This window comes from Chryseobacterium sp. PTM-20240506 (assembly GCF_048296755.1).
Lineage (GTDB): Bacteria > Bacteroidota > Bacteroidia > Flavobacteriales > Weeksellaceae > Chryseobacterium > Chryseobacterium proteolyticum.
The window spans coordinates 1,989,684-2,001,549 of sequence record NZ_CP182581.1 but is presented as its reverse complement, the minus strand read 5'-3'; the positions used below and the strand labels follow the sequence as shown (position 1 = coordinate 2,001,549).

The following is an 11,866-nucleotide window of genomic DNA, read 5'->3' as shown; positions in this document are numbered from 1 at the left end:
CGAAAGCAATATATTTTTGATATTATCATTTTGGCAGGTCTCCTGACTTTCGCATTTCTATACCTTCCCGTTTTCACAGTGGTTTCTTATAGAAATTTTAATTGCGATCTACAGTTGCGGGGACAGTCTGGGATTTTCACCCAATTCCCTATTATTTCAATAGCTTGAAAACCAAAATTTTTGCAAAGATAAATTTTTAAAAAGAAATCTCAGTCGTATCTGTTAATTTGTAATCAAAACAATGGTCTGCAGAAAAAATAACGATTCCCAGAACCTCAGAATTGAGAGTTTCACGATTACAAGAACGTCGAGTCAAAGTAAAATGGCAATAGATCTTTAATCGAATTTACCTTAACGATTTCGTCATTCATACTGGAAAAATAAAGATCAATATTTTCTTTTTGTTTTGTTTCGTATTCAATAAGACTTTGTCTGCAGGCGCCACACGGGGGAATCGGTGGTGTTTTTTCAGAAGATTCTTTAGGGCCTCCTACGATAAAAATCTTTTTGATCTTTTCCTCAGGGAAATTTGCACCTATCCAGAATAGAGCTGTTCTTTCAGCACAAAGTCCGGATGGAAAAGCTGCATTTTCCTGATTGTTACCGGAAAATATTTCTCCGTTTTCAAGTAATACGGAGCACCCGACCAAAAATTGGGAATAAGGGGCATAAGCATTTTCGCGGGCTTGTTTTGCTCTTTCGAAAAGTTTTTTTTCTATATCGTTCAGTTCAGAGCTATTTTTAAAATATTCGTAGCCGATCTGTATATCTTTTTTCATATATTTATTGGAGCCTAAAAAGGGGAGGTAAAATTAGTTCTTTTTAATCACGTGGGCAACCCGGGATTATTTCCTCTTCATTAGTAAAATTCAAAAATTAATAGACAATGTTATATACTCCGATACAATTCAGAAATATTAAACTCTCTAACCGATGGGTTATGTCACCTATGTGTATGTATTCAAGTGAAAACGGAATGGCTAATGACTTTCATTTCGTACATTACGGAAGCAGATCACAAGGTGGTACCGGACTGATAATGATTGAAGCAACGGGTGTTGAACCCCGGGGAAGGATCACTAATAAATGTATGGGAATATGGAATGACGAACAGGCTGAAAAACTTCAGCAGATTGTCAACTTTGTCCACTCCAATTCTGAGAGTAAAATCGGAATCCAGCTGGCACATGCCGGAAGAAAAGGCTCTACCTGGAATAATATTCAAATTCCAGTGGAAGAGGGGTGGGAAACCCTGGCACCTAGCCCGATTCCTTATCATCCTACAGAAAGAATTCCACACGCTCTGACGCTGGAAGAAATCAAAACTCAGGTTCAGAATTTTAAAGAAGCTGCAAGAAGAGCTGTGAAAGCAGGATTTGATATTATAGAGATCCATGGGGCACATGGATATTTAGTTCATCAGTTTTTATCTCCGCTTTCGAATATACGAACAGATGAATATGGAGGCAGCTTCGAAAACAGAATACGATTTTTAATAGAAATAGTAGATGCGGTAAACGAGGAACTGAATGATAATACTGCATTGTTTGTGAGAATCTCAGGAACAGAATATGCTGAAAATGGATGGGATATCGAAAGCAGTGTAGAGCTTGCAAAAATACTGAAGCAGCATAAGGTGGATTTAGTGGACGTTTCAAGTGGTGGGAATATTCATGGAGCAAAGATTGCTGTCTTTGACGGTTATCAGGTCCCTTTATCATCACAGGTAAAAAATAAAGCTGAAGTGAAGACGGGAGCAGTAGGTTTGATCACAAAAATAGAGCAGGCTGAGGATATTTTACAGAAGGGTGATGCCGATCTTATTTTTGTAGCCAGGGAAATTCTTAGAAATCCATATATTGCAGTTCAGGGATCCTTTGAAATGAATGAAAACTGTTTTTTCCCACATCAATATCTAAGAGCTAAAATTTCTTCTTAATTTTAGAAACCAAAATAAAAGTTCAGGAAATGAAGATTGAAGATTTTATGCTACCTTGTCCAAGCAAAAAATTCTTAGGAATTGAATGTTTTGGTTGTGGTACCCAAAGGGCAATTGTTTTAGTCTTTGAAGGAAAATTTTCAGAGGCTTTTCATATGTTTCCTGCGGTCTACACCTTACTTCTTTTTTTGCTTATGGTAGGAGTGAACTTTATTGATAAAAAAAGAAGCTATGGTAATATACTGGTTTTTTTAGCCATTATTAATTCAATTATCATGGTGGTTTCTTATTTTTATAAACATCCTTTAACATTACATTAAATTATTAAAATAACTAACTATGAATCAAAAATTACCAAACGCGACAACCGTACTAGTACTAGGAATCGTCGCTATCCTCGGAAGCTGTTGTTGTAACGGGATTGTAGGTGTAATCTGTGGATTAATCGGAATGAATCTGTACAATAAGGATAATGCGCTGTATCTTCAGAATCCGGGAGTATATTCAGACTATGATAACCTTAAAACAGGAAGAATATTATGCATCATTGGTCTGATTATAGGAGTTCTGAGTCTTGCCTATATGATCTTTGTCCTTTCTACTGTCGGCTGGGACGGATATATGGAGCAGATTAATCAGCTTAAAAATATGGGAAAATAACTTTAATGATATGATCGAACTGAATGACCGCAATTTTGCGGTCATTTTTTGTTGGTGGGTTGTTTGTAATTTTCTTTAATGTAATACGTATATAGGAAATTTTATCGGAAACATGATTTATTTAATGGTATTTATTCATGTAAACCAGTATGTTATTAGTAAATTGAAGTATATAAATTTCAAATATTAATTGTATGAAAGCAGTACGTTTTTTCGGACACAAAGATGTCCGTGTTGTAAATGATATGGAAATCCCAAAACCATCAGGAGAAGAAGTATTATTAAAGATTGGAGGTGCAGGTGTTTGTCATTCGGATTTGCATATTATAGATGAAGGTACAGTTTCAGGTTCTGTTTTTACTTTGGGACATGAGAATGCGGGATGGATTGAAGAAATCGGTTCAGATGTCAAAGGATATAAAAAAGGGGATGCTGTCTTAGTCTATGGACCTTGGGGCTGCGGGCATTGTAAACCCTGTCAGCAATCAAAAGAGAACTATTGTGACCATCAGTCAGAAATGGCGTATGGTGGAGGATTAGGACTGAATGGCGGGATGGCAGAATATATGCTTGTTCCATCGTCCCGTTTATTGGTTCCTATTTATGATCTCGATCCCGTTATAGCTGCACCACTTACCGATGCTGCTTTAACCCCGTATTCAGCGATCAAAAGGTCACTGGATAAGTTGATGGCAGATGAGTATGTGGTGGTGATCGGTGTTGGGGGATTAGGGCATGTTGCACTTCAGATCTTACGGGAGATCAGCGGAGCTGAAATTATTGCATGTGATGTCACAGAAGATAAGCTGGCCTTTGCCAGAGAGCTTGGAGCTTCTTACACCATTAATTCCAAAGATGCTGATGCTGCAGAACAGATCAAAAAGATTACCGGAATAAAAAAGGCTAAAGTAGTATTGGATTTTGTTGGAGCAACTTCGACCATTGAGTTGGGAACTAAGGTTGTAAGCCTTGACGGAGACCTTACCATTGTAGGATTGGGAGGAGGACATTATCAATACAATATGTCCGGATTGCCATTTGGGGTAAGTATGACTAATCCTTACTGGGGCTCCCGGGTGGAACTGATGGAGGTTGTAGGACTTGCCAGACAAAAGAAAATCCATATTGAAATTGAAAAATATAAGCTCGATCAGGCTAATGAGGTTTATGACCGGTTAAGAGAAGGGAAAATCAAAGGCAGAGCGGTCTTGATTCCCTGATATTTAAACTACCAATAAAAAGCCTTCTCTTAATAAAGAGAAGGCTTTTTTTATTTAAAATAAAATCATGAAAGCTTATTTAACGATAAACTTAAGACTGGAATTATCCAGTTTTAAGATATAGATACCTTGCTCAAGATTTTTAATTTTAATTGAATTCCTGCTGTTTTTGAAGGGGCTGTTAATTGTTTCCATTACTTTTCCTTGCAAATTATAGATCTCAGCTTTTTTAATATTCTGAGTTTCTCCTTTTATGAAGATCTCCTGATTTGAAATGGGATTAGGATAAACCTGTAAATCTTTTGACTCAGGCTGAACATCAGAAGAGATACTCTTGCCTTGCTTTCCTGTTCCGGAATAGCAAGTCCAGCTGAGGTTGTCAAGAGCTACACGATTGCTTGATGAATTATTATCCAATGTCACTACTACATTCCCGGAAACATTAATATTATTGATTGTTGTGGTTGCAGTTGTTGCACTGTAAGGAATTGTTCCCACCTGTACTCCGTTTACCAAAACATTAAACGTTCCTGCGCTTCCGCTGAATTTTAATTGAGTAGTTACCGTTAATGATCCGATACCACTAGCTGAGCTGCTCGATTTTAAAGAACCATCACGAACAGTAATCGCCTTATTGGAAATCGTCTGATCGGTTCTTGCATCTGTTGCAGTCCAGGTAATTCCACCATTGGTCCATGTTCTTGTAGAATAGCTTGATGAACTTCCCGTAGGAATGGTTTCAAAATTTTCATTGACACAATCTGTACCTGGATTCGTTGTTCCTCCGGATTCTGTAGTTGCAGAAACTGTTGAGCTGTCGGAAGAAGTATTTCCAGCCGCATCCTTAGCTACTACATAAAAAGTATAAGTTGTGGATGAACTCAATCCTGAAATTGTTGCAGAAGTTGAAGCTACATTGGTTTTTAAGCTTCCGTTCATATAAACGTCGTAAGAGGAAACGCCAACATTATCCGTTGAGGCAGTCCATGAAAGAGATACACTACTTGATGTTTTACCTGAAACACTAAGGCCCGTAACTGTTGTAGGTGCCTGAGTATCGTTTGATGGTTGTTGAGATCCCCAGATCTGATCTACATAAGCAGGATTGTCAATAAAAGGATTTCTATTGCCCTGATAAGTATAAGAAGCATTATTTCTTAAGATTTCTGCCTGAGAAACAGGATCCTGATTATGCCATGCTAAAAGAACATTAAGCTCCCAGGTTTGTAACCCCGGAAAAGCTGTGTTTCCTAGCATGTTACCTGAAGAGAAAGAAGAAAGCTTACTTTGATAACGTGTTACAAAATAAAAGATCATTCTGGCCACATCCCCTTTGAATTCATCAATTGGCTCGAAAACTGTTCCCGAATACCCTGAAGATACGGAGTTCCCTAATTTTGATCCATTTTTGGATGTAAATGTTGCTGTTCCTACTTTTCCGAAAGGATAATTGGATCTCATTCCGTTTACTTTACCATCGGTAGCTCTGATGAAGTTGATATCCGAAACCATCGGTGATGCTTCATTAAACAAGCTTTGTGGTACAATATGTTCACGGTTATAGCAATTTCCTTCTACTGAATAAGTTCCGCATTGATTCGTCACCGGAGTATAGTTGTACGGATCCGCACTATTGGGTTTCTCGGAATAAATATCCATGATAGATCCGTCGTTTTCATAAGTTTTATCAATATCGGTAGTTTTATATCCGGTCCAAAGTCCTCCATAACCTTTGTCCTGGTGACCATTCGTAATAATGGAACTGAGTTCTGTTTTCAAAGCAGCCCCTGTTAATCCATTGGCAGAAGAATAGTATCCTGCAGGAGCCTGGGCTTTAGCAATACCTGCTAAAGCAAGAAATAAGATAATTTTTTTCATATTTAATAAAAATTTAGGGTGTAAGATTACTACATTTTTATGAAATGAAAAATTACATTTCTGTTAATTTTGGCCGTTTATATTATGTATGGTATATATTTGATAAGATAACTACCGTGATGAACTACAAATTAATAAAAAAAGCCAATGCAAAATCATGCATTGGCTCAGTATAATTGATTTAAAATAATCTTTATTTTCTTTGTGGAGGATAGTTCTTCATAATTTCCGCCATAATTTCAGGGATCTGTCTTTGTTTAGCTCTTGGTGAGTCTACAGATATTCCGCTTCCTATACCTTGCCAAACCAGCTTATTGCTTTTCGTATCTACCAGGTCTACAATTAATGCTCCTTCATTATAGTTACTGGTCCATGTTCTGTTCATTCCGATACCCCATCCAAAAGGTCCTCCCCATCCCCACATTCCGTATGGTGAATAACTGTTGATATCCGTTACTTTTTTATGATTAGCTTTTACATTAACAATAAGATCCGGATTTTCTCCCGATGAAAGACCTTTGCTCTGCAGCTGTTTTGATAATTCATTCAAAACCCTGTCTTTATCAATATCGTTAAGTTTCAAATCATCAATTCTTATTTTGTATGTTTTATAAGAAGTGAAATTAGCAGTTTCGGCATAGTCAGAACGAACCTGAAAAGGGCTGCAGGAGGTTAAACCTAAAGTAGCCGCGGCTAACAAAATAAAAATATATTTTTTCATTTTATTTATTTTTTTTATCGTTTTTAATGAATGTATCAGTCTTTTTATCGTATCCGTAAGGACAATGTCTACAGCCACTCTTACAACAATATCCTCGCTTCAGATGAAACTTTTCCGTAAAGACTTTATATCCCTGTTCGTTATAGTAGAAGTCTTCATGTTCTTTGATGTCAAAATGAGCCATAAGTTAAATCTTGATCAAAAACTTTTATATTTGTTATTATGATAATTGTGTGCCAAAAACCATTAAAAAAATTAAAAATTAATGGTATTGCTCTTTTTCCTTTTATCTTCGTAAGAAAACCCGAAGATAAGGAAAATAATGTATTGATCAATCACGAAAAAATTCATTTAAGACAACAACTGGAACTGTTGATTATTTTCTTTTATATCTTTTATGTTATAGAATATTACTATCACTTTTTCAGGTTAAAAGATGCTTATCTGGCTTACCGGAGTATTTCATTCGAAAAAGAAGCCTATGCTATGGAAGATGATGGAGGTTATCTTAAGAGCAGAAAACTTTGGAGTTTTTGGAAGTACAGATAGATAAGATTTAAAAATGGTAATTTTGCCTTTAGTTTCAGTCTTACTTTTAAAACAAATGATTTTACAGATTCCTGCAGAGCCTATTCCGATTGATGAAATAAAGATGGATAAGAATATCAGTCTTTTTCTTAAGAGAGAAGATCTTGTCCACCCACTGATTTCGGGGAATAAGTATTGGAAACTTTTTCATAATGTTAATACCTATCTTCAAAAACCAATTGAAAATCCACTCATCATCACTTTTGGCGGTGCTTATTCTAATCATATTTCAGCAGTTTCAGCGATAGGGAAGTTAGCAGGAGTTCGTACAGTTGGAATTATAAGAGGAGAAGAACTCTCTAAAAAATGGCGTGATAATCCAACACTTCTCTTTGCATTCAGGAATGGAATGAATCTGAAATTTGTTTCGCGTGAGGAATATCGTAATAAAGAAAAATTATCTGAGTTTTTGCAGCATGAATTTCCGGATGCCCTAATCATTCCCGAAGGAGGTACCAATGAAGATGCCGTTCGTGGCGTGAAAATGATGCTGAATCATGAAACAAAAGATTTTGATTATCTTTGCACCGCAGTTGGAACCGGAGGAACAATTGCCGGGATCTCTAATTTTTGTGAAGATAATCAGCAGGTTATAGGATTTAAGGTGGTTGGTGATTCTTCATTGGAGGATACCATAGCCCAATTAACCTTGAAGAAAAATTATCATCTAATAGATTCTGATTTTGGAGGTTATGGGAAAATAACGGATGAGAATATCCGTTTTATAAATGATTTTAAAGAGAAATACCAGATTCCGCTGGAGCCGATTTATACAGGGAAAATGATGCAGAAGGTTTTTGAACTGATAGATGATGGATATTTTCCTGAGAATAGTAGAATTTTATGCTTCCATACCGGCGGTTTGCAGGGAATTGAAGGCGCAAATTTGCTTTTAGAAAAACAAAATAGAAAATTAATTATATAAAGTAAAAATTGAAAAACATGAAAAGACTTTTCTTACTCGTAAGCCTTTTAGTTTTATCAAAATTCTCAGCTCAGACCTGGGCTACTGAAGACCAATACATCCAGAAATTTGCACAATATGCAGTAGAAGAAATGGAAAAATATAAAATTCCTGCTTCTATTACGCTTGCTCAGGGGCTTCTGGAAACAGGGGGAGGGCAAAGCAGATTGGCTCTGGAAGGGAAAAATCATTTTGGGATAAAATGCAAAGAAGACTGGACAGGGAAAACAATGAAGCATACGGATGATGCTCCGAACGAATGTTTCCGTGTGTATGAAGATCCAAGGCAGTCTTATGAAGATCATTCCATATTCCTTTCAACAAGAAAGTACTACACCAATCTTTTCAAGCTGGATATGAAAGATTACAGAGCATGGGCGTACGGATTAAAAAAAGCAGGATATGCAACCAATCCGCGTTATGCTTCCATTCTTATTGGTAAAATTGAAAGATATAAACTGTATGAGTTTGACAATACCAATTCCAAAGAGGTTCTTTATGCCGTACTAAGCTTATATCCGAACCTTAAGGATGACAGAACTTTCATGGCACAATTAGAACCTTCTAAAGTCGCAAAAAAAGATCCTGTTACAGTGAATGTACCTTATAAACAGACTTCTTATGCACAACAGCAGAAAAGGGTAGAAAGAATTAAAACAAAAGCTGAAATCCTTAATTCTATACTGATAAAAAGCCATCCTAATGACGGACTGAAATATATCGTTATTCCAGAGGATACAGATGTAAAATACATTGCCAACAAATTTAAGGTTAGCGAAGGCAGATTGATCAAATGGAACGAATTAGAAGGAACTGCTTTAAAGAAAAATGATATCGTATTTCTTGAATCTAAAAATTCCACAGGAAATACGGCCGTGTATAAAGCCGAGTCTGGTGAAGATATGCACGACATCGCGCAGAAATTCGGGATCAAACTACACAAGCTATACGTAAAAAACAGAATGGATGAAGGACAACAACCTTCGCCTGGACAGTTGATTTATCTGATAGATAAAAAGCCGAGAAATTAAATAATAAAATATATATGCGCCGAGAGGCGCATTTCTTTACGTAACATGAGATATCAAAGAAGTTCAGCTTTATTCAATGAAGCATATCAATACATTCCGGGCGGAGTAAATTCTCCGGTACGGGCATTCAAATCAGTGGGAGGTGTTCCCGTTTTTATGAAGTCTGCAAAAGGTGCATATCTTACAGATGAGGATAACAACACCTATGTGGATTACATTAATTCATGGGGACCCGCTATTCTTGGACACACCCATCCTGAGGTATTGGAAGAACTTAAATTACAGGCAGAAAAAGGTTTTTCCTTTGGTGCTCCTACAGAGCTGGAAACGGAAATTGCAAAATTCATCGTAGAAAATGTTCCGAACATTGATCAGATCAGGATGGTTTCTTCTGGAACTGAAGCTTGTATGAGTGCAATCAGGCTGGCAAGAGGATACACGGGAAGAGATAAGATTGTAAAATTTGAAGGATGCTATCACGGACATTCAGATTCATTTTTGATCAAAGCCGGAAGTGGAGCTGCTACTTTTGGTAACCCAAATTCACCCGGTGTAACTCAGGGAACTGCTAAAGATACTCTTTTGGCCCGCTACAATGATTTTGAGCAGGTAGAAGATCTGTTCCGTCATAACCAGGGAGAAATAGCTGCCGTAATCATAGAACCGGTTGCCGGAAATATGGGATGTGTTTTACCTGAAAATAATTTCCTACAGAATTTAAGAAAAATTTGTGATGAAAATGGAGCTTTATTAATTTTTGATGAGGTAATGACCGGCTTCAGATTAGCTTTTGGCGGTGCTCAGGAGTTGTTCAATGTAAAAGCAGATCTGGTTACCTACGGAAAAGTAATCGGAGGAGGACTTCCTGTAGGAGCCTTTGCGGGAAGAAATGAGATCATGGATCACCTGGCTCCGAAAGGAGGAGTGTATCAGGCTGGAACACTGAGCGGAAATCCTTTAGCTATGAGAGCCGGATTAAAAACACTTCAGCTGATTAAAAATGATCCGAACTTTTTTGAAAGAATTAATAGAACTACGGAAACTTTAGATTTTGAAATTGGAAAAATTTTAAATGAAAAAGGGATTGCTCATAAAATCAACAGAAAAGGTTCTATGATGTCTGTTTTCTTTCATATCAACAGAGTGTCAAACTTTGATGAAGCGCAGGAAGCGAATCATTCCTTGTTCAATAACTTTTTCCATCAAATGCTAACCAATGGAATTTACCTTCCGCCAAGCGGTTATGAAACGTATTTTATCAGTGATGCGATCAAAGAGAAGGAAATCGATATGACGCTGGAAGCTGTAAGGAAATTTGAGTATTCTTAACTCAATAGAAACAAAAATAAAAAAGGACAGGATTTATCAATCTTGTCCTTTTTGTTTTTAAATACACCAGATACCGGTATACATAAAATTTTCCGCAAAATGAGTTTCACAATAAATTGTACAGACATTGTTATAAACTATACCTGTCCTTCATCTCTGTTATATTTATTTTTGTAATAAATAGATTGGATATGAACACCTCAGGCAATATAACCCGTAAAGACTTCATTAAAAGCTCTGCCTTGGCAATGGCAGGTTTAACAACATTAACATCCGGAACAATGAATGCTGCAAGCCTGCTTTTTGAAAATGAAACTTTAAGTAATGGAAAACTGAGCTTTAAAAATGTTCGGTTGGAAACCGGTTTTCAATATCAAGAAGGGGAGGTGATTTCTACGCAGACCCATCTGTTTTGTGTTGATATAGAAAATGGAAAAATAAAAAGCATTACTCCAAACCAGCCTAATGCTAAAGCGATTGATGCAAAGGGATTTTTAATGCTGCCTGCATTTAAAGATATGCATATTCATTTAGACAAAACATATTATGGAGATCATTGGCAGGCTGTAAGGAAAAGAACAGGCGGAGTAAAGGGAATGATTGCCCTGGAGCAGAAGATACTTCCGGAAATGTTGAAGAATTCAGCTTTTAAAGCAGAAAAAATGATTGAGCTCTTACAATCTAAAGGAACTTCTTTTGCGCGAAGCCATGTCAATATTGAGCCTACATCCAAACTGGATTCCCTGAAAAACCTTCAAAGAGCATTGGAGAATAAAAAGAAAACATTTGGAGCGGAGTTGGTTGCTTTTCCTCAGCATGGTGTTTTTTATACGGATTCGGTGCCTTATCTTAAAGAAGTAGCTGCTATGGATATTGATTTTATAGGAGGGGTAGATCCTTATACGATTGACGGAGCTATTGAAAAAACAATTGATTTTACAGTTCAGCTTGCCTTGGATCACGACAAAGGAATTGATATTCATTTGCACGAGTCCGGAGAATCCGGCTTAAAAACAGTAGAGTATCTTATTAATAAAGTGAATGAAAACCCATCTCTCAAAGGAAGAACCTATTTGAGCCACTGCTTTGTCTTGGGGAAGCTTGAAAAACCAAAACAGGAAGCAATTGCAGAAAAGCTGGCTGCCGCTAAAATAGGAATTGTTTCTACCATTCCTTTCGGAGGCCTTGTTATGCCGATTCCATTATTGTATCAATATGGTGTAACAGTTCTGACGGGTAATGACAGTATTGTTGATCACTGGAATACTTTCGGCTCAGGAAGCGTATTGCAGAAAGCAAATCTGATGGCGCAATTGTATGGATATTCAACAGAATTTTTACTATCAAGGAGTTTAAAACTGGCAACAGGAAATGTACTTCCGCTGGATGATAACGGAAATCAGCAGTGGCCTAAAAAAGGGGATGATGCCAATATGGTGTTTGTAAATGCGAGCTGTTCTGCTGAGGCGGTTTCAAGAATTTCCCATATCGAATCTCTCGTTCATCAGGGTACGATTGTTTTTTGATAGAGGTTGT

Annotated in this window: 13 protein-coding genes and 1 riboswitch; of the genes, 9 read left to right on the top strand and 4 right to left on the bottom strand. The window is 37.0% G+C overall.

The features are described 5' to 3' along the window. Window positions 1-14: 14 nt before the first annotated feature. A riboswitch (cobalamin riboswitch) is annotated at window positions 15-191 on the bottom strand. A 105-nt stretch (window positions 192-296) separates the two neighbouring features. Then, on the bottom strand, window positions 297-779 hold the full coding sequence (locus tag ACNFU2_RS08745; RefSeq protein WP_273648767.1) for a cytidine deaminase: 483 nt from the start codon (window positions 777-779) through the stop codon (window positions 297-299). Window positions 780-886: 107 nt separating this feature from the next. Between ACNFU2_RS08745 and namA the strand changes: the two genes are divergently transcribed. From namA to ACNFU2_RS08725, 4 genes are all read left to right on the top strand, one after another. Next, window positions 887-1,939: an NADPH dehydrogenase NamA gene (namA, locus tag ACNFU2_RS08740; RefSeq protein WP_273648766.1), complete on the top strand. Its 1,053-nt coding sequence runs from the start codon at window positions 887-889 to the stop codon at window positions 1,937-1,939. 29 nt (window positions 1,940-1,968) lie between these two features. Next, complete coding sequence (locus ACNFU2_RS08735) at window positions 1,969-2,259, top strand: DUF2752 domain-containing protein (RefSeq protein WP_172279796.1); 291 nt, start codon at window positions 1,969-1,971, stop codon at window positions 2,257-2,259. A 19-nt stretch (window positions 2,260-2,278) separates the two neighbouring features. Next, window positions 2,279-2,599, top strand: a complete 321-nt coding sequence (locus ACNFU2_RS08730) for a CCC motif membrane protein (RefSeq protein ID WP_273648764.1) — start codon at window positions 2,279-2,281, stop codon at window positions 2,597-2,599. 194 nt (window positions 2,600-2,793) lie between these two features. Beyond that, a complete protein-coding gene (locus ACNFU2_RS08725; RefSeq protein WP_306613838.1) occupies window positions 2,794-3,819 on the top strand; it encodes an NAD(P)-dependent alcohol dehydrogenase in 1,026 nt (341 codons plus the stop codon). A gap of 75 nt (window positions 3,820-3,894) precedes the next feature. Here ACNFU2_RS08725 and ACNFU2_RS08720 read toward each other — a convergent pair whose 3' ends face one another. From ACNFU2_RS08720 to ACNFU2_RS08710, 3 genes are all read right to left on the bottom strand, one after another. Beyond that, the gene (locus tag ACNFU2_RS08720) at window positions 3,895-5,697 is read right to left on the bottom strand and encodes an endonuclease (RefSeq protein ID WP_273648761.1); all 1,803 of its coding nucleotides are present in this window, start codon (window positions 5,695-5,697) and stop codon (window positions 3,895-3,897) included. A gap of 193 nt (window positions 5,698-5,890) precedes the next feature. Continuing rightward, window positions 5,891-6,418, bottom strand: a complete 528-nt coding sequence (locus ACNFU2_RS08715) for a DUF4136 domain-containing protein (RefSeq protein WP_172279788.1) — start codon at window positions 6,416-6,418, stop codon at window positions 5,891-5,893. A 1-nt stretch (window position 6,419) separates the two neighbouring features. Then, window positions 6,420-6,602 (bottom strand): DUF5522 domain-containing protein, encoded by a 183-nt coding sequence (locus tag ACNFU2_RS08710; protein ID WP_089027353.1) that lies wholly within the window; start codon window positions 6,600-6,602, stop codon window positions 6,420-6,422. A 38-nt stretch (window positions 6,603-6,640) separates the two neighbouring features. Between ACNFU2_RS08710 and ACNFU2_RS08705 the strand changes: the two genes are divergently transcribed. The 5 genes from ACNFU2_RS08705 to ACNFU2_RS08685 all read left to right on the top strand — a co-directional run bounded on the left by ACNFU2_RS08705 (window position 6,641) and on the right by ACNFU2_RS08685 (window position 11,856). After that, on the top strand, window positions 6,641-6,967 hold the full coding sequence (locus ACNFU2_RS08705; RefSeq protein WP_273648758.1) for a hypothetical protein: 327 nt from the start codon (window positions 6,641-6,643) through the stop codon (window positions 6,965-6,967). Between the two features lie 55 nt (window positions 6,968-7,022). Then, window positions 7,023-7,931 carry a 1-aminocyclopropane-1-carboxylate deaminase/D-cysteine desulfhydrase gene (locus tag ACNFU2_RS08700; protein WP_273648757.1) on the top strand — a complete coding sequence of 303 codons (909 nt, stop codon included), beginning with the start codon at window positions 7,023-7,025 and terminating at the stop codon, window positions 7,929-7,931. Window positions 7,932-7,948: 17 nt separating this feature from the next. Then, window positions 7,949-9,001: a glucosaminidase domain-containing protein gene (locus ACNFU2_RS08695; RefSeq protein ID WP_418124658.1), complete on the top strand. Its 1,053-nt coding sequence runs from the start codon at window positions 7,949-7,951 to the stop codon at window positions 8,999-9,001. Window positions 9,002-9,046: 45 nt separating this feature from the next. Further along, on the top strand, window positions 9,047-10,330 hold the full coding sequence (gene hemL, locus ACNFU2_RS08690) for a glutamate-1-semialdehyde 2,1-aminomutase (protein WP_172279780.1): 1,284 nt from the start codon (window positions 9,047-9,049) through the stop codon (window positions 10,328-10,330). A 191-nt stretch (window positions 10,331-10,521) separates the two neighbouring features. Continuing rightward, window positions 10,522-11,856, top strand: a complete 1,335-nt coding sequence (locus ACNFU2_RS08685) for an amidohydrolase (RefSeq protein WP_172279778.1) — start codon at window positions 10,522-10,524, stop codon at window positions 11,854-11,856. Window positions 11,857-11,866 lie beyond the last annotated feature (10 nt).